General features: G+C 74.7%; 19 protein-coding genes and 1 riboswitch. Of the genes, 9 read left to right on the top strand and 10 right to left on the bottom strand.

What is annotated here, in order from left to right; all coding sequences use genetic code 11:
* Window positions 1-3 precede the first annotated feature (3 nt).
* Window positions 4-825: an HAD hydrolase family protein gene (locus DQ240_RS21490; protein WP_113841745.1), complete on the bottom strand. Its 822-nt coding sequence runs from the start codon at window positions 823-825 to the stop codon at window positions 4-6.
* Window positions 826-883: 58 nt separating this feature from the next.
* A riboswitch (SAM riboswitch) is annotated at window positions 884-1,020 on the top strand.
* 12 nt (window positions 1,021-1,032) lie between these two features.
* Between DQ240_RS21490 and thrC the strand changes: the two genes are divergently transcribed.
* The 3 genes from thrC to groL all read left to right on the top strand — a co-directional run bounded on the left by thrC (window position 1,033) and on the right by groL (window position 4,749).
* The gene (thrC, locus tag DQ240_RS21485; protein ID WP_199589454.1) at window positions 1,033-2,334 is read left to right on the top strand and encodes a threonine synthase; all 1,302 of its coding nucleotides are present in this window, start codon (window positions 1,033-1,035) and stop codon (window positions 2,332-2,334) included.
* A 211-nt stretch (window positions 2,335-2,545) separates the two neighbouring features.
* Window positions 2,546-2,746, top strand: coding sequence for a cold-shock protein (locus tag DQ240_RS21480; RefSeq protein WP_073418412.1), 201 nt, complete (start codon window positions 2,546-2,548; stop codon window positions 2,744-2,746).
* Between the two features lie 374 nt (window positions 2,747-3,120).
* Window positions 3,121-4,749 carry a chaperonin GroEL gene (groL, locus tag DQ240_RS21475; protein ID WP_113841744.1) on the top strand — a complete coding sequence of 543 codons (1,629 nt, stop codon included), beginning with the start codon at window positions 3,121-3,123 and terminating at the stop codon, window positions 4,747-4,749.
* 193 nt (window positions 4,750-4,942) lie between these two features.
* Here the strand turns inward: groL and DQ240_RS21470 are convergent, their stop codons facing one another.
* Together DQ240_RS21470 and DQ240_RS21465 are read right to left on the bottom strand one after the other, a co-directional pair.
* Window positions 4,943-5,329 (bottom strand): VOC family protein, encoded by a 387-nt coding sequence (locus DQ240_RS21470; protein ID WP_113841743.1) that lies wholly within the window; start codon window positions 5,327-5,329, stop codon window positions 4,943-4,945.
* Window positions 5,326-6,756 (bottom strand): glucose-6-phosphate dehydrogenase (NADP(+)), encoded by a 1,431-nt coding sequence (locus tag DQ240_RS21465; protein ID WP_113841742.1) that lies wholly within the window; start codon window positions 6,754-6,756, stop codon window positions 5,326-5,328. Before DQ240_RS21465 ends, DQ240_RS21470 begins: the two co-directional genes overlap by 4 nt.
* Window positions 6,757-6,825: 69 nt before the next feature.
* Here DQ240_RS21465 and DQ240_RS21460 point away from each other — a divergent pair, with 69 nt between their 5' ends.
* Window positions 6,826-7,632: a DUF72 domain-containing protein gene (locus DQ240_RS21460; protein WP_113841741.1), complete on the top strand. Its 807-nt coding sequence runs from the start codon at window positions 6,826-6,828 to the stop codon at window positions 7,630-7,632.
* On the opposite strand, the gene DQ240_RS21455 is transcribed toward DQ240_RS21460, so the two are convergent.
* Entirely contained in the window at window positions 7,629-8,624 is a 996-nt protein-coding gene (locus DQ240_RS21455; RefSeq protein ID WP_113841740.1) for a Gfo/Idh/MocA family protein, read from the bottom strand. The two genes, DQ240_RS21460 and DQ240_RS21455, sit on opposite strands and share 4 nt — an antisense overlap.
* 37 nt (window positions 8,625-8,661) lie before the next feature.
* Between DQ240_RS21455 and DQ240_RS21450 the strand changes: the two genes are divergently transcribed.
* A complete protein-coding gene (locus DQ240_RS21450) occupies window positions 8,662-8,955 on the top strand; it encodes a DUF4031 domain-containing protein (RefSeq protein WP_113841739.1) in 294 nt (97 codons plus the stop codon).
* Here DQ240_RS21450 and DQ240_RS21445 read toward each other — a convergent pair.
* Window positions 8,909-9,553 (bottom strand): metal-dependent phosphohydrolase, encoded by a 645-nt coding sequence (locus tag DQ240_RS21445; RefSeq protein ID WP_113841738.1) that lies wholly within the window; start codon window positions 9,551-9,553, stop codon window positions 8,909-8,911. The two genes, DQ240_RS21450 and DQ240_RS21445, sit on opposite strands and share 47 nt — an antisense overlap.
* Window positions 9,553-10,824: an ArgE/DapE family deacylase gene (locus tag DQ240_RS21440; protein WP_113841737.1), complete on the bottom strand. Its 1,272-nt coding sequence runs from the start codon at window positions 10,822-10,824 to the stop codon at window positions 9,553-9,555. The genes DQ240_RS21445 and DQ240_RS21440 overlap by 1 nt, the downstream gene beginning before the upstream one ends.
* A gap of 84 nt (window positions 10,825-10,908) precedes the next feature.
* On the opposite strand from DQ240_RS21440, the gene DQ240_RS21435 reads away from it, so the two are divergent.
* The 3 genes from DQ240_RS21435 (at window position 10,909) to DQ240_RS21425 (ending at window position 15,184) form a co-directional block, all read left to right on the top strand.
* The gene (locus tag DQ240_RS21435; protein ID WP_113841736.1) at window positions 10,909-11,703 is read left to right on the top strand and encodes a phospholipid scramblase-related protein; all 795 of its coding nucleotides are present in this window, start codon (window positions 10,909-10,911) and stop codon (window positions 11,701-11,703) included.
* Window positions 11,704-12,035: 332 nt separating this feature from the next.
* On the top strand, window positions 12,036-12,170 hold the full coding sequence (locus DQ240_RS24325) for a hypothetical protein (protein ID WP_255410925.1): 135 nt from the start codon (window positions 12,036-12,038) through the stop codon (window positions 12,168-12,170).
* A gap of 38 nt (window positions 12,171-12,208) precedes the next feature.
* On the top strand, window positions 12,209-15,184 hold the full coding sequence (locus tag DQ240_RS21425; protein WP_113841762.1) for a helix-turn-helix transcriptional regulator: 2,976 nt from the start codon (window positions 12,209-12,211) through the stop codon (window positions 15,182-15,184).
* Between the two features lie 99 nt (window positions 15,185-15,283).
* On the opposite strand, the gene DQ240_RS21420 is transcribed toward DQ240_RS21425, so the two are convergent.
* Entirely contained in the window at window positions 15,284-17,059 is a 1,776-nt protein-coding gene (locus tag DQ240_RS21420) for a DEAD/DEAH box helicase (RefSeq protein WP_113841761.1), read from the bottom strand.
* Window positions 17,060-17,271: 212 nt separating this feature from the next.
* Complete coding sequence (locus DQ240_RS21415) at window positions 17,272-17,556, bottom strand: hypothetical protein (protein ID WP_113841734.1); 285 nt, start codon at window positions 17,554-17,556, stop codon at window positions 17,272-17,274.
* Between the two features lie 208 nt (window positions 17,557-17,764).
* Between DQ240_RS21415 and DQ240_RS21405 the strand changes: the two genes are divergently transcribed.
* Window positions 17,765-18,982 (top strand): PLP-dependent aminotransferase family protein, encoded by a 1,218-nt coding sequence (locus tag DQ240_RS21405; RefSeq protein ID WP_113841732.1) that lies wholly within the window; start codon window positions 17,765-17,767, stop codon window positions 18,980-18,982.
* On the opposite strand, the gene DQ240_RS21400 is transcribed toward DQ240_RS21405, so the two are convergent.
* Window positions 18,957-19,496, bottom strand: coding sequence for a GNAT family N-acetyltransferase (locus tag DQ240_RS21400; RefSeq protein ID WP_233498890.1), 540 nt, complete (start codon window positions 19,494-19,496; stop codon window positions 18,957-18,959). The two genes, DQ240_RS21405 and DQ240_RS21400, sit on opposite strands and share 26 nt — an antisense overlap.
* A gap of 107 nt (window positions 19,497-19,603) precedes the next feature.
* The gene (locus tag DQ240_RS21395) at window positions 19,604-21,289 is read right to left on the bottom strand and encodes a DNA repair helicase XPB (protein WP_113841731.1); all 1,686 of its coding nucleotides are present in this window, start codon (window positions 21,287-21,289) and stop codon (window positions 19,604-19,606) included.
* Between the last annotated feature and the right edge of the window lie 123 nt (window positions 21,290-21,412).

The raw sequence follows: 21,412 nt of genomic DNA, 5'->3' as shown, positions 1-21,412 counted from the left end.
CCATCACAGGCTGGCGCGGACGGCCTGGGCCCAGCCCTCGCCCATGGGTGCGTCGGTCACCGACGCGTTGGGGACGTCGTCCAGGCGGCGGCGCATCCCGTCGACGGCGGCACCGTTCGCGGTGATCCAGAGCCGGCCGACCGCGGGCGCCATGTCCAGGTCGCTGACGCTGTCGCCGATGGCCACGGCGTCGGCCGGGTCGATCCCGCGCCGCTCGAGGTCCCAGGCGATGGCCGTGCCCTTGGAGATCCCCCGCGGCATCAGGTGGTAGACGTGCGGCGGTGTGGGGTCGGGGTCCAGGCCCATGTACGACGCCGCGGGGATGGCGCCGTTGTCGTTGAGCGTCAGCCACTCGTAGCCGTGCTCGGCCAGCTCGGCGTCGACGGCCCGCGGGTCGACCCGGCCGCGCAGCAGGGCGTCGGCCTCGTGGGTCGCGTGCCAGGGCGCGTGCCACTCCAGCCGGCCCGCGTGCCGGGCCAGCAGGTCCTCGACCACCCGTGTCTCGGCGAAGACATCCATGGGCGTGCGGCCGGCGTACCGGTCGGGCAGCTCACCGGTGAGCAGGTGCCGGTGCCGACCGGCGTTCCAGCTGACCATCGCGCCCAGCTCGGCGATGGCGCCGTCCGCGGCGAAGATGCGCCCGGCCTCGATCACCTGCTCCAGCGTCCGGCCGCTGACCAGCACGAGGGCGATCCCGGCGCGGTGCAGCTCCAGCAGCGCCGTCGCCGGGTCGGCGGTCAGGTCGCGGCCGGCGGTGTGCCAGAAGGAGCCGCGCGGGCCCACCATCGTGCCGTCGAGGTCGGTGTAGACGATGCGGGTGGCCACGCGGTCAGTCTGGCCGCGTCCGGCCGGCCGCCCGGACGCGGGTAGCATGACGACGTTCCACTCATCCAGAGGGGCAGAGGGACACGGCCCGATGAAGCCCCGGCAACCGCGATGACGCAGCTCCCGAGCTGGCGCGTCGGCAGGTGCCAATTCCGTCCCGCGCGGCTCGACGGCCCGACGCGGGGAAGATGAGGAGGTAGTCGTCGCATGACTCTGACCGCTCCCGGATCCCTGCAGGCGGACTCCAGCGCGGGGGGCCCGGTCCCCCCGTGTCCGGCCCGCGGGCTGGTCTGTCGCAACTGCGGCGCCACCTTCGGCCTGATCGCCGAGCACGCCTGCGCCGAGTGCTTCGGCCCGCTCGAGGTCGACTACGACCCCGAGATCATGCGGGCGGTCACCCGCGAGCAGATCGAGGCCGGCCCGCAGAACATCTGGCGCTACGTCGCCCTGCTGCCGGTGGGCCAGGACCCGGCGGGGCGCGTCTCGCTCGACCCGGGGATGACCCCGCTGGTGCGCGCCGAGCGGCTGGCCGACGAACTGGGCATCACCGGGGGCCTGTGGGTCAAGGACGACTCGGCCAACCCCACGCACTCGTTCAAGGACCGGGTGGTGAGCCTCGCGGCCACCGCCGCCAAGGGCCTGGGCTACACGAAGATCGCCGCGGCCTCGACCGGCAACCTGGCGAACTCGGTGGCCGCGCACGCCGCCCGCGTCGGCCTGCCCTCCTACGTCTTCATCCCGTCGGACCTGGAGCCGGGCAAGGTCGTGCAGTCGGCGGTCTACGGCCAGACGCTGGTCGCCGTCGACGGCTCCTACGACGACGTCAACCGGCTGACCAGCGAGCTCGCCGAGACCGACGAGTTCGAGGACACCGCCTTCGTCAACCAGAACGTCCGGCCCTACTACGCCGAGGGCTCCAAGACGGTGGGCTACGAGATCGCCGAGCAGCTCGGCTGGCGGATCCCGGCCCAGGTCGTGATCCCGATGGCCTCGGGGTCGCTGCTGACCAAGGTCGACAAGGCCTTCCGCGAGCTGACCGCCGCCGGGATCGTCGAGGCCTCCGAGTGGACGATCTTCGGTGCCCAGTCCGCCGGCTGCGACCCGATCGCCACCGCCTTCGACAACGGCTGGGACGTCGTGAAGCCGGTCAAGCCCACCGGCATCGCGAAGTCGCTGAACATCGGCAACCCCGCCGACGGCCCGTACGCGCTGGACGCCATCCGCCGCACCGGCGGCTCGGTCGGCCGAGTGGGCGACGACGAGATCGTGCAGGGCATCCGCGACCTGGCCCGGACCACCGGCGTCTTCGCCGAGACCGCCGGCGGGGTCACCGTCGCCGTCCTCCGGCAGCTCGTCGCCGACGGGCGGCTGGACCCGGCCAAGGAGACCGTCGTCCTCAACACCGGTGAGGGGCTGAAGACCCTCGACCCGCTCGAGCCGGTCGTCGGCCCGACCCACCGTGTGGAGCCCTCGCTGAAGTCGGTCCGCGCCGCGGGGCTGATCCGCTAGCGCTACGCTGGTCACCTGACCGGGTGACGATACGAGAACGTCCGCCTCACCTGGGGCTCCGTCGCGCGCCGCACAGGTGTGTTCGACGTCTCTTTGTTGTAGCTTCTCGCGCGGTTCGAGTTCCACGCACGTGTCCGACGGGCGGGTAACGAGTGACCCGGCTCCCGGCATCACGGGGGACCGTCCGCACGCACCGAACGTGGGAGCACACGTGGCACAGGGCACCGTGAAGTGGTTCAACGCCGAGAAGGGCTTCGGCTTCATCGCCGTCGACGGCGGCCAGGACGTCTTCGTCCACTACTCCGCCATCCAGATGGACGGCTACAAGAGCCTCGACGAGGGCCAGCGGGTCAGCTTCGAGGTCGTGCAGGGCGAGAAGGGCCCCCAGGCGGACGCCGTCCGCGCCGTCTGAGTCCAGCAGTCCGCGCCGAGGCCCGGTCCCCGCTCGGGGGCCGGGCCTCCGTGCTGTGCGCCCCCACCCGGGTCGAGGCATCGCCTCCGATCCCCACGTCCTGGGGTGCGAGTACGGGGGGATCGCTTCCCATGCCGTGACGAGGGAGGGGGTCCTGCGGGCTGCGGGAACAGTCGGCGACGACCCCCCGTTCTTGCACTCGGCAGGGGCGAGTGCCAGACTTCTGGCTGGCACTCGACAGTGCCGAGTGCCAATCAGGTCGGAACGGTGAGGCACTGGTCCGCGGGCCGACGGAGCGCCCGCAGCACCGGTGTCGTCCGTCGCGGGCGCCGGTCCCGGCCGTGCAGCGATCCATGCATGGAGGACATCACCACATGGCCAAGATGATCGCCTTCGAAGAAGAGGCGCGCCGCGGCCTCGAGCGGGGCATGAACACCCTCGCCGACGCCGTCAAGGTGACGCTCGGCCCCAAGGGCCGCAACGTCGTCCTGGAGAAGAAGTGGGGCGCCCCCACGATCACCAACGACGGTGTGAGCATCGCCAAGGAGATCGAGCTCGAGGACCCGTGGGAGAAGATCGGGGCCGAGCTCGTCAAGGAGGTCGCGAAGAAGACCGACGACGTCGCGGGTGACGGCACCACCACCGCCACCGTGCTCGCCCAGGCTCTCGTCCGCGAGGGTCTGCGCAACGTCGCCGCCGGCGCCAACCCGATGGCCCTGAAGAAGGGCATCGAGAAGGCCGTCGCCTCGGTCACCGACTACCTGCTCTCGACGGCCAAGGACGTCGAGACCAAGGAGCAGATCGCCGCCACGGCGTCGATCTCCGCCGCCGACCCCGCCATCGGCGAGCTCATCGCCGAGGCGATGGACAAGGTCGGCAAGGAAGGTGTCATCACCGTCGAGGAGAGCAACACCTTCGGCCTCGAGCTCGAGCTCACCGAGGGCATGCGCTTCGACAAGGGCTACATCTCGCCCTACTTCGTGACCGACACCGAGCGCATGGAGGCCGTCCTCGACGACCCGTACGTGCTCGTCGTCAACTCGAAGATCAGCTCGGTCAAGGACCTGCTCCCGCTGCTGGAGAAGGTCATGCAGTCGGGCAAGCCGCTGGCCATCATCGCCGAGGACGTCGAGGGCGAGGCCCTGGCCACCCTGGTCGTGAACAAGATCCGCGGGACCTTCAAGTCCGTCGCGGTGAAGGCCCCCGGCTTCGGTGACCGCCGCAAGGCCATGCTGACCGACATCGCCATCCTCACCGGTGGCCAGGTCATCAGCGAGGAGGTCGGCCTCAAGCTCGACAACGCCGGTCTCGACCTGCTCGGCCGCGCCCGCAAGGTCGTCGTCACCAAGGACGAGACGACCATCGTCGAGGGCTCGGGCGACAGCGACCAGATCGCCGGCCGGGTGAACCAGATCCGCGCCGAGATCGAGAAGTCGGACTCCGACTACGACCGCGAGAAGCTGCAGGAGCGCCTGGCCAAGCTGGCCGGTGGCGTCGCCGTCATCAAGGCCGGCGCCGCGACCGAGGTCGAGCTCAAGGAGCGCAAGCACCGCATCGAGGACGCGGTGCGCAACGCGAAGGCCGCCGTCGAGGAGGGCATCGTCGCCGGTGGTGGCGTCGCTCTCGCGCAGGCCACGGCCGTCGCGTTCGAGAAGCTCGAGCTCGAGGGTGACGAGGCGACCGGTGCCAACATCGTGCGCGTCGCGCTCGAGGCCCCGCTGAAGCAGATCGCCGTCAACGCCGGCCTCGAGGGCGGCGTCGTGGCGGAGAAGGTCCGCAACTCCGAGACCGGCTGGGGCCTCAACGCCGCCTCCGGTGAGTACGTGGACCTGGTCGCGGCCGGCATCATCGACCCGGCCAAGGTCACCCGCTCGGCGCTGCAGAACGCCGCCTCCATCGCGGCGCTCTTCCTCACCACCGAGGCCGTCATCGCCGACAAGCCGGAGAAGAACGCCCCGGCCATGCCCGGTGGCGACGGCGGCATGGGCGGCATGGACTTCTGATCGAAGGACCCCCTCGCTCCCCGGGACACGCTCCGCGCGCCCCGGGTCCCTGCGAGGGGGCCGTTCCAGAACGTCTCGATGGGGGCGGTCCGCTTCGGCGGGCCGCCCCTGTCGGCGTTCCGCGGCCCGGCTCAGCCCGCCCCGGCGACCGTGGAGCCGCGTCGCGCCTCGGCCCCGGGGACGGCGAGGCGGCTCAACCCTCCTCGGGGGAGAAGACGCAGAACTCGTTGCCCTCGGGGTCGGCCAGCACGTCCCACTCGATGCCGTCGGGGGTGGGGACGGGGTCCCGCCGGCGCACCAGCCGCGCGCCCGCGGCGATCAGCGCCTCCGTGTCGCCGACGACGTCGACGTGCATCCGGTTCTTCAGGATCTTCGGCTCGGGCACCGGCACGATCCAGATGAGGGGTCCCTCTCCGGCACGATCGACGATCGGCACCGGCCAGTCGGCGGGGCGCGGGTCGCCGTCGGGCTCGAGATCGTCGCGGCGCACGTAGCCGAGCGCCGCGCACCACCAGTCGGCCTGCGACTGGTGGTCGCGCGCGTCGAGGCAGAGGTCCTTGAAGCGGGCGGGGGCGGTCACCCGCCGGAGTCTGCACCCCCCGAGGCGGGGCCGAGGACCCAGCCGCACGGCCCGGGCAGGTCGGTCGCGGCGTCGGGCCCCCAGGACCCGGGGGCGTAGGGCTGCACCTGGGGCGGCTGCTGCTGCAGCGGGGCGAAGGCCGTCCACGCCCGGGCGAGGCCGGCGCTGCTGGTGAACAGCGACCGGTCGCCGGTCATGACGTCGTGCAGCAGGGACACGTACGGCGGCAGGGGCGTGCCACCGGGGACGTCGGCCAGGTGCAGGACCGCGGTCCCCTCCGACAGCGCCAGCTCCGGGCCGGGCCGCTTGGCGACCAGCCGCAGCTCCACGGCCCCGGAGCCGGAGAGCGACAGCGTCAGCACGTTGCCGTGCCCCGGGACGTCGTCCAGCGGCCCGTCCGGGCGCCGCATCACCAGGCTGACCCGCTGCTGGCTGGCCGCCATCCGCTTGCCGGTGCGCAGCAGGAAGGGCACGCCGCGCCAGCGGTCGGTGTCGACCCAGAGACGGGCGGCCACGAAGGTGTCGGTGGTCGAGTCGTCCGCGACGGCGTCGATGTCGCGGTAGCCCTCGAACTGGCCGAGCACCACGTCCGCGGGGGCCAGTGGCCGGAACGCGTCCAGGACGCTCTCCCGGGCCGCCAGCAGGTCGGCGGGGGAGAAGCTGACGGGCGGTTCCATCGCCACCTCGGCCGCCAGTTGGAACAGGTGGGTGACCAGCATGTCCAGGGCGGCGCCCGTGGCGTCGTAGAACTCGGCGCGGTCGGCGACGTCGAGGTCCTCCGGCACGTCGATCTGCACCTCGGCGACGTGCTCGCGGCTCCACAGGTGCTCGAACATGCCGTTGGCGAAGCGGAGCACGTGCAGGTCCTGGGTGCCCTCCTTGCCGAGGAAGTGGTCGATCCGGAAGACCTGCTCCTCGTCCAGGACCGACAGCACCAGCTCGTCGAGCTCACGGAAGGACTCCGGCGACGTGCCGTAGGGCTTCTCGTAGACGACGCGGGCGCCCTCGGTGAGGCCGTGCGCGTCCAGGCCGCGGGTCAGTCCCTCGAAGGCCGACGGCGGGACGGCGAGGTAGTGCACGTACTGCACGTCGTCGCCCAGCTCCTCCCGGGCCTCGGCCAGGACGTCGAGCAGGCTGCCCGGGTCGTCGCTGCCGAAGCCGCCACCGGCGAAGCGCAGCCGATCCGCGAACCCGTCCCAGGGCCCCTCGCCCGGCTCGGGGCCGAACTCGGCCAGCGCCTCGCGCACGCGGTCGGCGAAGTCCTCGTGCGAGACGTCGCCGCGGCCGTTGCCGATCAGCCGCCAGTCCCGGGGGAGGAGGTCGTGGCGGGCGAGGTCGAAGAAGGCCGGCAGCACCATCCGGCGAGCGAGGTCCCCGGTGGCGCCGAAGAGGACGAAGACGGTGGGCGGCAGCTCGGACGAAGGCACGGGCAGCCCTGTGCCCCGGACGGGGGAACGGCACGCGTCGCCGTCTCTCCGTGCGGGTAGGCGGCCCCGGTGGCCGTGGTCATCGGGACGTCGGGGTGGCAGTACCGCGACTGGCGTGGGCGCCTGTACCCGCCCAGGCTGCCCCAGCGGCTGTGGCTGGAGCACCACGCCGCGCTGTTCGCCACGGTGGAGAGCAACGCGGCCTTCTACCGGCTGCCCGAGCAGCACACCTTCGAGGCGTGGCGGCAGCGCACGCCGGCCGACTTCCGGTGGGCGGTCAAGGCCAGCCGGTTCCTCACCCACATCAAGCGGCTGCGTGAGCCCGAGGAGCCCGTCGCCCGGCTGATGGAGCGCGCGACCGGCCTGGGGGAGCGGCTGGACGCCGTCCTGCTGCAGCTGCCGCCGACGCTCAAGGCCGACGCCGGGCTGCTCCGGGAGTGCCTCGCCTGCTTCCCGCCGACCGTGCGGGTGGCGGTCGAGCCCCGGCACGACAGCTGGTGGACCGACGAGGTACGGACCCTGCTGGAGCGCTACGGCGCCGCCCTCTGCTGGGCCGACCGCGGCGAGAAGCCGATCGCGCCGCTGTGGCGCACCGCCGACTGGGGCTACCTGCGCTTCCACACCGGCGCCGAGGGCTGGGGCTACCCGCCGGCGGTGCTGCAGACCTGGGCGGACCGGCTCGCCGCGACCTACACCGACGACGAGGACGTGCTCGTCTACTTCAACAACGATCCGGGCGGGAACGCCGTGGTGGACGCCGTGGTGTTCGCCGAGGCGGTGCGCCGGGCCGGCCGCACGCCCACCCGCGTCCCGACCGCCGAGCAGGCCACCGGGCTCGCCTGGACCGGAGAGGAGCGGCTGCCGGTCGCCACCTAGAGGGCGGCGGGGTCGTCCCGGTGCACCACGCCCAGAGCCCGCGCGGCCTGCCCGAGCACGTCCTGCACCGCCTGCGTGTCGGCCAGCGGCATCACCGTGCTCTCGCGGGACCCCGCCCGCAGGCAGTCCGTGACCTCGATCAGCTCGTGCGCGTAGCCGGTGCCCGACTGCGGCCGGGTGATGGTCTCGGGCTCGGCGCCGGCGCGGTTGAGCACGATCGTGTCGGGGTGGTGGAAGCGCGGCAGCACGTCGATCCAGCCGCCGGTGCCCATCACCCGCGCGGCACCCGGGGTGGGGTACCGCAGCGACGTCGTCAGGGTGGCCGAGCGGCCGTCGGCGTACCCGAGCAGCAGGGCGGCCTCGGCGTCGGCCCCCGTCGGGAAGGTCGACCCCGCGACGGTGACCGAGTCGGGCGTGCCGAGCAGCATCTGCGCGAAGGAGACGACGTAGACCCCGAGGTCGAGCAGCGCCCCGCCGCCGAGCTCGAGGGCGAACAGCCGGTCGGCGGGGTCGTACTCACGCGCGACGCCCAGGTCGGCCTGCACGGACCGGACCTCGCCGATGGCACCGTCGGCGATCAGCCGGCGCAGCTCCACCACGGCGGGCTGGAACCGCGTCCACATCGCCTCCATGACGAAGACGCCGGACTCCCGGGCCGCCGCGATCACCTGGGCCGTCGCCTCCGGGGTGGCGGTGAAGGCCTTCTCCACCAGCAGGGCCTTGCCGGCGGCGATCGCGCCGAGGGCGACGGCGCCGTGCTGGGCGTGCGGCGTCGCGAGGTAGAGGACGTCGACCTCGGGGTCGGCGAGGATCTCCGCATAGGAGCCGTGCGACCGCGGGATGCCGTGCCGCTGGGCGAAGTCGGCCGCCCGCTCGGCGGACCGGGAGGCCACCGCGGTCACCCGGGCCCCCTCGACGTGCGCGAAGTCCGGCAGCACGCTCTCGGCGATGCGCCCCGGCCCGACGATTCCCCAGCGGATCTCCGACGTCACCCGGCCGACGCTAGCCGCCGCGCGGGAGACTCGTCCGGTGGCCCTGCTGATCGACAGTCCGGTGTGGCCGTGGCGCGGACGGCGGTGGTCGCACCTGGTCAGCGACGTCTCCTACGACGAACTCCACGCGTTCGTGGCCGCCGAGCTGGGCATCCCGCGGCGGGCGTTCCAGGGCGACCACTACGACGTCCCCGAGGAGCTGCACGAGGTCGCGGTGGCCGCCGGTGCCGTGCCGGTGGGCTCCCGCGAGCTGCTCAGCCGGCTGGCGGCGGCGGGGCTCAGGGTCAAGAAGCCCCGCCCGCCCCAGCGGCGCGGGACCGCAGGAGGGTGAGCTCGGCGGTCAGGTTGGCGCGGGCGCGCGGCGTCCAGTCGGCGGCGACCGCGGGCAGCCGGAACAGCGTCTCCAGGCCGAGCAGGTGCTCCAGGACGGCGATCCGCCCGGTGGTGAACTCCGCGTCGGACAGGTGGCCGTACTCCTCGCGCACGGCCGAGGCGTACGCGGCATAGGCGTCCGGAGGGCCGGCCAGCACGGCCAGGTCGGCGTCGCAGAGGACGGCGCCGTTCGCGTCGCCGGGCGCGGCCCCGTGCCCGGCGGTGAGCAGCACCAGCCGCACGACCTCCTCGACCCGCTCGTCGGGTACCAGGCCGCGCAGCCCGGCCCGGGCCCGCTCGGCGCTCACCTCTTCGTTGTCCGCGCGGCGGGGGTCGTAGACGACGTCGTGGTACCAGGCTGCCAGCCGGACGGCGGCCGGGTCCTGCGCCGCCTCTTCCAGCCGCCCGACGATGCCCAGGACGGCGGCCAGGTGGGCCAGGTCGTGGTACCGGCGGTGCGGCTGTCCCCAGGCGTCGAGGACGGCCGCCCACTCGGTGCGCGAGGTGGCGGAGTCCCCGGCCAGAGCGGCCCAGGCGTCGAAGCCGACCAGGTCCATCAGGCGGTGCCGCAGCGGCGCAGGGTGAGCAGCGCGAAGGCGCGCGCCGCGGTGACCACCTCGGCCAGCGGCACCCGCTCGGCCGGGGCGTGCGCCAGGTTCAGGTCGCCCGGCCCGTAGTGCAGCGTCGGGATCCCCGCGGCCGCGTACAGCCGCAGGTCGGTGCCGGCCGCCACCGCCCGCTCCGGCACCGGCCCGGCGCCGACGTCGGCCAGGGCGGCCCGGACCTCGGGGAGCAGCTCGGAGCCGGGGGTGAGCTCGCCGCTGGCGAACGAGCCGCCCGTCCAGTCGACCTCCACCGGGTGCGCGGACAGCCACGGGTGCCCGGAGCAGAAGGCGGCCACCCGGCCGGTGAGCGCCTGCTGCGCGACCGCCACCGGTTCGCCGAGCCGCACGCCGTAGCGGCCCTCCGCCACGAGCAGGTCGGGGACGGTGCTGGCCCAGTCGCCGGCGTGCACGGTGCCGATCGACAGCCCGAACGGGTAGCGGGCCTCGCCGAAGCGCGGGTCGGCGCCCAGCTGCCGCTCCGCCTCGAAGGCGAGCAGGTCGGCGTGCAGGGCGGCGAACAGCTCCACGGCGCTGACGCCGCGGTCCCGCATGGCCGCGTGCGCAGCGGCGCCGTGCACCCGGAGCCGGAAGGTGAGGGCGCCGGCCGCGGCCGTGGTGACCGAGCCGTGCGTGGGCTCGGGGATGACGCAGGCGTCGCCGCGGTGTCCCCGCACGAGCGTGGCCCAGGCGCCGAGACCGCCGTCCTCCTCGCCGACCACGGCGTGCAGCGCGACCGGCCGGGCCAGCCGGACGCCGGCGGTGCGGATCGCGGCCAGGGCGGCGAGCGCGGAGACCAGCCCGCCCTTCATGTCGCACGCCCCGCGGCCGTGCAGCTCGCCGCCGGAGATCCGCGGCACGAAGGGGTCCCCGGTCCACCGGTCGCGGTCACCGGGCGGGACGACGTCGGTGTGGCCGCAGAAGACCAGCGCCGGGTCGCCGCCGTCCACCCCGGGCAGGGTGCCGACGACGCCCCACGCCTCGTCCCGGTCCACCTCCTGGCCCGGCGCGTCGGGGGCGGCCGCCGCCGCGGCGAGGTCGATGGGCCAGCGGTCGACGTCGCAGCCGAGCTCGTCCAGCCAGTCGGCGACCAGGTGCTGCACCTCGGCCTCGGCCGCGGTCCCGCCGACGGAGGGGACGGCGACCAGGCGGGCGAGCCGGTCGGTGGCCCAGGTCGCGTCGACGGCGGAGAGGACGCGTGCCTCGGCGGCGGTCAGGTCGGCCACCAGCGGAGTCTGGCACGGCCCCGACCGGCGAGCCGCGCGCCCGCGGGATCCGTTCCGGGCCGCGGTGGTGTTGACTCCCGCGGCGTGACGCAACCCCCTCCGCCCCCCGGCTGGTTCCCCGATCCCGGCGGCAGCGGCGGCATGCGCTGGTGGGACGGCCAGGGCTGGACCGAGCACCTCCAGCAGCAGGCCACCCCGCCGCCGCCGCCCGCCCCGGCCCCGCCGCCGCAGCAGCACGCGCCGGTGCAGCAGGCGCCCGTGCATGCGCCCGTGGCGCACGGCCCCTCGCTGTACGACCAGTCGGTCCTGGTCGTGAACCAGAAGACCAAGCTGATCGAGCTGACGAACGAGTACGCGGTGCTCGACGCCCAGGGGCAGCAGATCGGCGCCGTGGTCCAGGTCGGGCAGAGCGGGCTGAAGAAGGCGGCGCGCTTCGTCTCCAGCCTCGACCAGTTCATGACCCACCGGCTCGAGGTGCGCGACTCCTCCGGCGTCGTCCTCGTGCTCACCCGGCCGGCCAAGGTGATGAAGTCGCGGGTGCTCGTCGAGCGGCCCGACGGGATGCCGATCGGCGAGATCGTGCAGGCCAACGTCTTCGGCAAGATCCGGTTCGACCTGGTCGCGGCCGGTCAGGTGGTCGGCGGCATCCAGGCGGAGAACTGGCGGGCGTGGAACTTCTCCGTCGTCGACGCCGCGGGGACCGAGATCGCCCGGATCACCAAGAACTGGGAGGGCCTGGCCCGCACGATGTTCACCACCGCCGACAAGTACGTCGTCCAGGTGCACTACAAGCTGCCCGAGCCGCTGGCCAGCATGGTCATCGCCTCGGCGCTGACCGTCGACACCGCGCTGAAGCAGGACTCCCGCGGATTCGGGTGACCCCACCCGCGGTCGGTCGGTGAGGGGTAACCTCGGAGACGTCCGGGCCGGGCCTTCTGTGTCCCCGGGTGCCAATTGGATACCGCCTCCACGGACTACCGCCCCGGCTCCGGCCGGGGGCCTGGAGCCGTGTTGTGCTACTCGCCGCGAGGCGACCAGAGCCCGGTCCGGACCCTCATCGCGCCCCACGGCTGAGGCCCCTCAGGAACCCTCCTGAGGGGCCTCAGCCGTTCCCGGGCCCGGATCCGTGCGTGGTCGCCCGATGCCCCGGCCGCCCCCTCAGGACCACCGTCGGTCTCGTCCAGGAACGAGACGACGACGAGGAGCCGGTCGTGTACAGCGCCTATCCCAACCCCGGACTCGAGGCCGACCTGGCCTACCGCCGCGAGGTCCTGCAGGAACTCGGCCGCGGGAGCCGCACCCGCCGCAACCCGTGGCTGACCCGGCGGCGCCGGCGGGCCGACTGAGCGGAACCCGGTCGGCACCGTCGGCGGCCCGTGCCACCATGCCGGGCGTGCCGCAGTGGGAGGACCGTCCGCTCGTCGGCCGGGACGTCGAACTCGCCCGGCTGCTGGCGGCGGTCGACCGGGCGGCCGGCGGTCACGGGGCGGGCGTCCTGCTGGCCGGTGACGCCGGTGTGGGCAAGACCCGGCTGCTCGACGAGCTCTGCGCCCGGGCCTCGCAGCGCGGGCTGCGCGTGCTGACCGGGCACTGCGTGGACCTGGGCGACGTCGGGCTGCCCTATCTGCCGTTCGTCGACCTGCTGCGCCCGCTGGCGAGCGACCCCGCCGCCGAGCGGGCGGCGCTGGCCGGGCTGCTGGCGGGACGGGCCGTCGTCCCGTCGCCGGCCCCGCCGGCCGGGGACGCGGCCGACCTGGGGCGCCCGCTGTCCGGCCGCCAGCCGGCCGACGACGGCCGGCTGCAGCTGTTCGAGTCGGTCGCCGCGCTGCTGGCGGAGGTGGCCGTGCAGGCGCCGCTGGTGCTGGTCGTGGAGGACCTGCACTGGGCCGACCGCTCCAGCCGCGACCTGCTGCGTTACCTGCTGGCGAGGCTGGTGGAGGAGCCGGTCGTCGTGGTGGCCTCCTACCGCGCCGACGACCTGCACCGGCGGCACCCGCTGCGGCCGCTGCTCGCCGAGTTGGTGCGGCTGCCCGGCGTCGAGCGGCTGGAGCTGGCGCCGCTGCCGGGCCCGGCGGTCGGGCAGCTCGTGCGTGATCTGGCCGACGGGGTGCCGGAGGAGACGGTCGAGGACGTCGTGGCCCGCGCGGAGGGGAACGCCTTCTACGCGCAGGAGCTGCTGGCCGCGGGGCTGGCGGGGGAGAGCCTGCCGCTGGCCCTGACCGACGTCCTCCTCGCGCGGGTGGAGCGGCTGGGGCCCGACGCGCAGCAGGTGCTGCGGGCGGCGGCCGTGGCCGGTCGCGAGGTTCGGCACGAGCTGGTCGCCGCCGTCTCCGGGCTGGCGCCGGCAGGGCTGGAGCCGGCGCTGACCGAGGCGGTGCACTCCCACCTGCTGGTGGTGTCGACCGACGGGCGCTACCGCTTCCGGCACGCGCTGCTGCGGGAGGCCGTCCTGGCCGACCTGCTGCCGGGGGAGCGGGTGCGGCTGCACGCCGCCGTGGCCGCCCACCTGGCCGCCGAGCCCGGCGCCGGCACCGCCGCCGAACGGGCCCACCACGCGCGGGAGAGCAACGACCTGCCGACGGCGCTGGCCGCCTCCCTCGAGGCCGCCGCCGACGCCGCCTGCGTGGGCGCCCCGGCCGAGCAGCTCCAGCACCTGGAGGCCGCCCTGGCGCTGTGGCCGGCCGTGCCCGACGCCGCCGCGCTCACCGGCCGGGCACATGCCGACCTGCTGCTGGAGGCGGCGGCCGCGGCTCGCGCCGGCGGTGAGCTGCATCGGGGGGTCGCCCTCCTGCGCGCCGCCCAGGAGGTGCTCGAGCCCGACGGGGACCCGACCGCGCGGGCACGGGTGCACTACACGCTCGCGCAGGCGCTGGGCCGCATCGAGGACTCCGCCGCCGCCCACGCGGAGAGCTCCCGGGCGATGGAGCTGGTGCCGGCGTCCCCGCCGTCGGTGGTGCGGACCTGGGCCGCGGCCACCCACGCGCGCACCTCCTACGACATGGACCGGTGGGCCGACGGCGACGCCGCCGCCGAGGAGGCCCTGGCCGCCGCCGACGCCCTGGGCCTGGACAGCGCCTGGGCCGACACCGCGGTGACCCTCGCCCGCGCCCGGGGCGGATCGGGAAGCCGGGGCGCCTCCCTGGAGGCCGTCGTGGCGCAGCTGGAGGAGGCGCTGGCCCGGGCGCGCCGGTCCGGTGACCGCGACGTCGAGATCCGCGTGCTGTTCAACCTGGCCGTCGTCCCGTACGAGGCGGGTGACGTGGCGACGGCGCTGCGCTGGGTCGACACCGCGCTCGAGCACGCCGAGTCGCTCGGCCTGCCGTGGACGTTCTACGCGGCCGAGCTCCGGCACCTCGGCGTGGTGGCCCGGTACGTCACCGGGGACTGGGACGGCAGCCTGGCGCTGGCCGAGCGGCTGGCGCGGGTGCCCGACATGTCGGCGCACGTCCGCGCCGCCGGCCTGCTGGTCCGGGTGGGCCGCGGCGATCCCGCGGCCGCCGAGCGGCTGGCGTGGGCGCGCGGGCTCGCCTCCCGGCTGGAGGCGCACGTCCTGCTGATGCTCGCCACGGCCGGTGCCGCGATCGAGCTGGCCGCCCGCGACGGCGCCCCCGAGGTGGCCGTCGCCGAGGTGGAGGGGGCGGCCGCCCAGATGCGGGCCCTGTGGGGCAGCAACCGACTGGGCGTCGTCCGGTTGGTGGCCCTCGGCCTGGCCGCGCTGGCGGACGCCGCCGGGTCGGACGCCGACGGCGCCGGCCGGTGGGTCGCCCGCGGCGAGGAGCTCGCGGCGCTGGCGCACGCGGCGGTGGCCGACCACCGGCGCGACGTCGGGGAGTACGGCCCGGAGGCGGCGGCGTGGCTGGCGCGGGTCGAGGCCGAGGTCGGGCGGCTGCACGGGCGCTCGTCCCCGGAGGCGTGGCGGGCCGCCGTGGAGGCGTTCGGGTACGGGCACGTGTACGAGCAGGCCCGGTCCCGGTGGCGGCTGGCCGAGGCGCTGCTGGCCGCGGGGGAGCGGGAGACCGCCGCCGCGGAGCTGCAGCAGGCCGCGGAGGTCGCCGTGCGGCTGGGTGCCGCGCCGCTGCTCGAGGCCGTGACGGCGCTGGCGCGGCGGGGGCGGCTGCCGGTGGCCCTCCCGGGCCTGGGGCGGGTGCCCGACGCGACAGCGGTGTTCACCCCGCGGGAGGTGGAGGTCCTGGCGCTGCTGGCCCGCGGGCGCACCAACCGGCAGATCGGCGCCGAGCTCTACATCAGCGAGAAGACGGCGAGCGTGCACGTCAGCAACATCCTGGCCAAGCTCGGCGCCGGCAGCCGCACCGAGGCGGTGGCGATCGCCGCGGCCCGGGGCCTGCTGCCCGTGTCGTGACCGCTGAGGGGCCCGGAGGGTCCTCGGCGGTTGCGACGAGGGGGCTCCACGGTGGTCGGGACGGCACGTGGCCGCGGTGCGGTCCGGAGGGCCGCGGTGTCAGAGCATCGTGCGGAGGCGTTCCCGGCGGGCGCGCAGCACGTCGACCGACGCCGACGCCGACGGCGGTCCCGGCACGTACTGGCGGAGCTGGGTGTGCACCACGGCGTGCGGGGTCGAGGTCTTCGCCGACACCCGGCTGACCAGGCGGTTGATCTCCCGGCGGAGCTCCGCGGCGTCGCGCCAGGAGCGGCCGGCGTCGTCCTCCTCGGGGTGGTCCTCGACGAGCATGAAGTCGCTGTCGTCGACGCGGTGGCTCTGCGCGATGCGCAGCCGCAGCTCGTCGTCCCGCCTGGCCAGCAGCTCCGCCGTCTGCGCGGGGGTGAGCAGGCCGGGGATGCCGAGGAAGTCGTCGTCCTCGGGCGCCAGGGCGACGGCGCCCGAGCCCTCACCGGTGTGCGCGGTCCCGCTGTGCAGCACGTGGGCGAAGCGGGCGTCGGCCTCCAGCGCCTCCCACTGCTTCATCTCGCCCTCGCGCGGCTCCCGCGGCGGCAGGTCGAGCGCCTCGAGCTCCTCGTCGGGCTGGCTCTTGGGCGGGGGCATGACGTGGTTGCGCTGCTCCTCCATGGAGGCGGCCAGCGACAGCAGCGGCCGCACCGCGGGGAGGAACACCGTCGCCGACTCGTGGGAGGCGCGGGAGCGGACCACGCGGCCGACGGCCTGGGCGAAGAACAGCGGCGTCCGGTAGGAGGTCATCCAGGCCAGCACGGCGGCGCGGGGGACGTCGACGCCCTCGGAGATCATGCGGACGCAGACGGCGATCCGGGCGGACCCGGTGGCGAAGCGCTCGATCTTCTTCGACGCCTTGGGGTCGTCGGAGAGGATCAGCTCCGGCGCCTTGCCGGTCACCCGGCGGACGATCTTGGCGTAGGCGCGGGCGTCGTCCTGGTCGCTGGCGAGGATCAGACCGGCGGCGTCGGGCATGCCGCCCTCCTCGCGCAGGTGCGTGATCCGGTCGTCCATCGCGGCGATGACGTGCGGGACCCACTGGCCCTTGGGATCCAGCGCGGTGCGCCAGGCCTGCATCTCCACGGACTTGGTGCCGGCCTCCGAGAGGGAGGCGGCGACGACCTCGCCGGCGGAGTTCCGCCAGCGCGAGGTGCCGGTGTAGGCGGCGAAGACGACGGGGCGGACGACGTTGTCGGCCAGCGCCTCCTTGTAGCCGTAGGTGTAGTCGGCGCGGCTGACCAGGCCCCCGGCCTCGCCCTCGAAGGTGTCCTCCTCGTAGCGGACGAAGGGGATGCGCTCGTCGGGCTTGGTGCGGAACGGCGTCCCGGTCAGGCAGAGTCGGCGGGCGGCCATGCCGTAGGCCTCCTCGACCGCCTCGCCCCAGGAGAGGCCGTCGCCGGCGTGGTGCACCTCGTCGAGGATGACCAGCGACTTCACCGCGGTGGCGCGGGCCGCGTGCAGCATCGGCTTGCCCGCGACCTGGGCGTACGTCGTGACGTAGCCCTGCGTGCCGGCGCGGACCGGGCCGACGGCGTTGGTCAGGTTCGGGTCGAGCACGATGCCCATCGCGTCGGCGGCCTCGGCCCACTGCAGGCGCAGGTGGTCGGTCGGCGCGACGACGACGACGCGGGCGACCTCGCGGCGCGAGAGCAGCCGGGCGGCCAGGGTCAGGGCGAAGGTCGTCTTGCCGGCGCCCGGGGTCGCGGTGACGAGGAAGTCCTTGGGGGACTGCTCCTCGTACTGGCTCAGCGCGGCCTGCTGCCATACGCGGAGCGGCCGGCTGGTGGTCTGCGGGGCGACCGCCTCCGCACGTGCTGCACTCCCCATGTCGGGGTCCATCCTGCCGTCCGGGGAGGAGACACGCCCAACCGGATCTGGCTTGCGCGGCCGCCTCCCGACGACGTATAGCGCTCGACCGGCACGCCGCTGACCTGGACTTTCGCGCGCGAAGTGCCTCGGGGTGTGGCGAGCGTCATGCCCGAGCGGACCGGTCCGTCCGGCCTCGCGGGTCCCGGCGTCCCCAGCCGTCCCGGGAGGGCTCAGCGCTCCTGCCGGACCACCGTGAGGTGGGGCCGCGTGTCGATCTCGGCGCGCGGGTCGGGCACCTGGGGGAGCTCCGCGACGCGGCGCAGCCGGGACTCCGGGACGTCCAGCGCCCGGGCCAGGGGACGGGCCAGGCGCTCGGCGACGAAGCTGCTGCCGCCGCGCGCCATGAGCTCCAGCACCTGGGCCGGGATCTCCCAGCGCGACCGCCGCGCCGCTTCCTGCGGGCTGCGTCGCAGCTCCCACAGACGGCGGCGTACGAGGTCCGAGACATCGGCCATCCCCGCAGGTTAGGACCGGCGCGCCGCGCGGGCATCCGGAGCGGTGCCGCGACCCGGCCGGAAGTCGGTGGCGGACCGGACGACGGTGGCTAGTCTGACCCCGAGCTCCTCGACCAGGCAGCCCGACCGAGCGCGTCGACCCGCGGCACACCACCCGCCCTCCGCGCCGGACTCCCCACCCCCGTCGAGGCACCCGCAGGAGCCGTCCGTGTCCGCCGTCGTCCCGTCCCGCCCCACGCCAGCCCTCGCCGCACGGCTGCGCGGCGTCGCCAGCTCACCCGTCCGGGAACTGCTCGCCCTGCTGGAGCGGCCGGAGGTCATCTCCTTCGCCGGCGGCCTGCCCGCGCCGGAGCTCTTCGACGTCACGGGGCTCCGTGCCGCCTTCGACTCCGCGCTGTCCGACGACCGGGCCCGCCGCAGCCTGCAGTACGCACCGACCGAGGGGGACGCCCGCCTGCGCGCCCTCGTGGCCGAGCGGATGACCGCGCGCGGGCTGCCCACCACCGCCGGCGACCTCCTCGTGACCACCGGCTCCCAGCAGGCGCTGACGCTGGTCGCCACCGCGCTGCTGGACCCGGGGGCCGTGGTCGCCGTCGAGGAGCCGACCTACCTCGCCGCGCTGCAGTGCTTCCAGCTCGCCGGGGCGCGGATCGTGCCGGTCCGCTCCGACGAGCACGGCATCGACCCGGACGCGCTGGCCGACGTCGTCGCCGCCGAGCGCCCGGCGCTGCTCTACCTGGTGCCCACCTTCGCCAACCCGACCGGCCGCACGCTGCCCGCCGAGCGCCGTACCGCCGTCGCCGAGATCGCCGCGTCGTCGGGGATGTGGGTGGTGGAGGACGACCCGTACGGCGAGCTGCGCTACCGCGGGACGGCGGAGCGGCCACTGGCGGCCGAGCCGGCGGGGGAGGACCGGGTCCTGCACCTCGGCAGCTTCTCCAAGGTCGCCGCGCCCGGTCTGCGGATCGGCTGGCTGCGGGCTCCGGCGTCGGTCCTCCCGGCGCTGACGGTGGCCAAGCAGGCCGCCGACCTGCACACCTCGACGGTCGACCAGGCCGCGGCCGCCGCGTGGCTCGCCGCCACCGACGTCGACGCGCACGTGGCCCGGCTGTGCGCGGCCTACGTCGAGCGCCGCGACGCGATGATGGCCGCGATGCCGGGCACGCTGCCGGACGGCAGCACGTGGACCGACCCGGACGGCGGCATGTTCACCTGGGTCCGGCTGCCGGGGGACGTCGACACCGCGGCGCTGCTGGAGCAGGCCGTCCGCGCCGACGTCGCGTTCGTGCCGGGTGCGCCGTTCTTCGCCGGGACGCCGGACCGGGCCACGCTGCGGATGTCGTTCACCACGAACACCCCCGACCAGATCGCCGAGGGCATGGCGCGACTGGCCGGCGTGCTCAGGGGAGCGGGCGCACGAAGCTGACGCGGTCGAGGCCGGGGCCGTCGTAGTCGGAGTGCACCGGGATGCCGTCCTCCTCGCGGTCCCCGGGCTCCAGTACGAAGCCCATGCGGGTGTGGAAGGCGACCGAGTCGCGGTTGGCCGGGCCGGTGATGCAGCGGACCTCGCGGGCGCCGCGAGCGGTCGCGGCGGTGAAGAAGGCCTCGTAGAGCCGCCGGCCCAGCCCGGTGCCGCGCATCGCCGGGTCGACGCCGACGAAGTGGACGTAGGCGGCCGGCCGGTCGGGGGAGAGGAAGCCGACGAGGAAGGCTGCGATGCGTCCGTCGGCGTCCTCGACCAGCGTGCTGGTCGCGGTGAAGTGCTGGAAGAACAACCGGGGCAGCAGCAGCGCCCGCTGCAGGTCGCCGAACTCCCCGCCGAGGTGTCCCCACCAGTCGCCGAGCGTCGCCTGGACGCGCGCGTGGTCGGCCTCGGTGGGACGGCGGGCGGTGAGCCCGTCGGGCAGCACCAGCAGGTCGACGGGGTCGGGCGAGGTCACGCCCGAGACCCCACCACCCCCCCATCAGCCGCGTCGACGTGTTTTCGGCCCGCTCGCAGAGGCCCGGCCCGAGCGGAGCGAGGGTCGGGGGGCGAGGGGGTCCTTCATCAGTCGGCGGGCTCGTCCACCCAGTCGGGGCCGTTGACCTCGCCCGGGCCGGCCAGGTCGTCGGCGTCGACGATCGTGTACGCGTAGCCCTGCTCGGCGAGGAAGCGCTGCCGGTGGGCGGCGTACTCGCTGTCGAGGGTGTCGCGGCTGACCACGGTGTAGAAGTGCGCCTGCCGGCCGTCGGCCTTGGGGCGGAGCACCCGGCCGAGGCGCTGGGCCTCCTCCTGCCGGGAGCCGAAGGTCCCCGACACCTGCACGGCGACCGCGGCCTCGGGCAGGTCGATGGAGAAGTTGGCGACCTTGGAGACGACGAGGGTCTTGATCTCGCCGGCGCGGAAGGCGTCGAAGAGCTTCTCCCGCTCCTTGTTCGTCGTCGATCCCTGGATGACCGGGGCGTCGAGCGCGCGGCCGAGCTCCTCGAGCTGGTCGAGGTACGCGCCGATCACGAGCTTCTGCTCGTCGGGGTGCCGGTCCAGCACCCGCCGGATGACCGGCAGCTTCGAGGTCGCGGTCGCCGCGATCCGGTACCGCTCCTCGGGCTCGGCGACGGCGTAGGTCATCCGCTCCTCGTCGTCGAGGCTGACCCGCACCTCGATGCACTCGGCCGGGGCGATGTAGCCCTGCGCCTCGATGTCGCGCCACGGGGCGTCGTAGCGCTTCGGGCCGATGAGCGAGAAGACGTCGTCCTCCCGCCCGTCCTCGCGGACCAGCGTCGCCGTCAGGCCGAGCCGCCGGCGGGACTGCAGGTCGGCGGTCAGCCGGAAGATCGGCGCCGGCAGCAGGTGCACCTCGTCGTAGACGATCAGGCCCCAGTCCTGCGCGTCGAACAGGTCCAGGTGCCGGTACTCGCCCTTCCGGCGGGTGGTGATCACCTGGTACGTCGCGATGGTGACCGGGCGGATCTCCTTGCGCTCGCCGGAGTACTCGCCGATCTCCTCCTCGGTCAGTGACGTGCGGGCGATGAGCTCGCGCTTCCACTGCCGCCCGGCCACGGTGTTGGTCACCAGGATCAGCGTGGTCGCCTTGGCCTCGGCCATCGCCGCGGCGCCGACCAGCGTCTTGCCCGCGCCACAGGGGAGGACGACGACGCCCGAGCCACCCGCCCAGAAGCCCTCGACGGCCTCCTGCTGGTAGTCGCGCAGGTGCCAGCCGCTCTGGTCGAGCTCGATCGGGTGGGCCTGCCCGTCGACGTACCCGGCGAGGTCCTCCGCGGGCCAGCCGACCTTGAGCAGCGCCTGCTTGAGCCGGCCGCGCTCGGAGGGGTGGACGACGACCGTGTCGGAGTCGATCCGCGCGCCGATCATCGGGGCCACGCGCTTCGAGCGCACGACCTCCTCGAGCACCGCGCGGTCGGTGGTGGTGAGCACCAGCCCGTGCACCGGGTTGTTGGCCAGGGTGAGCCGGCCGAAGCGGTCCATCGTGTCGGCGACGTCGACCAGCAGGGCATGCGGCACCGGGTAGCGGGAGTACCGCACCAGCGCGTCGACGACCTGCTCGGCGTCGTGGCCGGCCGCTCGGGCGTTCCACAGCGCGAGCGGGGTGACCCGGTAGGTGTGCACGTGCTCGGGGGAGCGCTCCAGCTCCGCGAACGGCGCGATCGCCGCCCGGCACTCCTTGGCCAGCGGGTGGTCGACCTCCAGCAGGAGGGTCTTGTCCGACTGGACGATCAGGGGGCCGTCACTCACGCAGGCAGTCCTTCGATCGGGGACGACGGCGCGCGAAGGGCGCGCGCCGGACTACCCAAGGTAACGCCGTGGGCCGACAGCCCCTTCCAGGAAGGACCCCCTCGCCCCCCGACCCTCGCTCCG

The sequence above is a fragment of the Blastococcus sp. TF02A-26 genome (genome assembly GCF_003319125.1).
Taxonomy (GTDB): domain Bacteria; phylum Actinomycetota; class Actinomycetes; order Mycobacteriales; family Geodermatophilaceae; genus Trujillonella.
The sequence above is the reverse complement of the archived record's forward strand: the minus strand, read 5'-3'. Positions and strand labels throughout refer to the sequence as shown.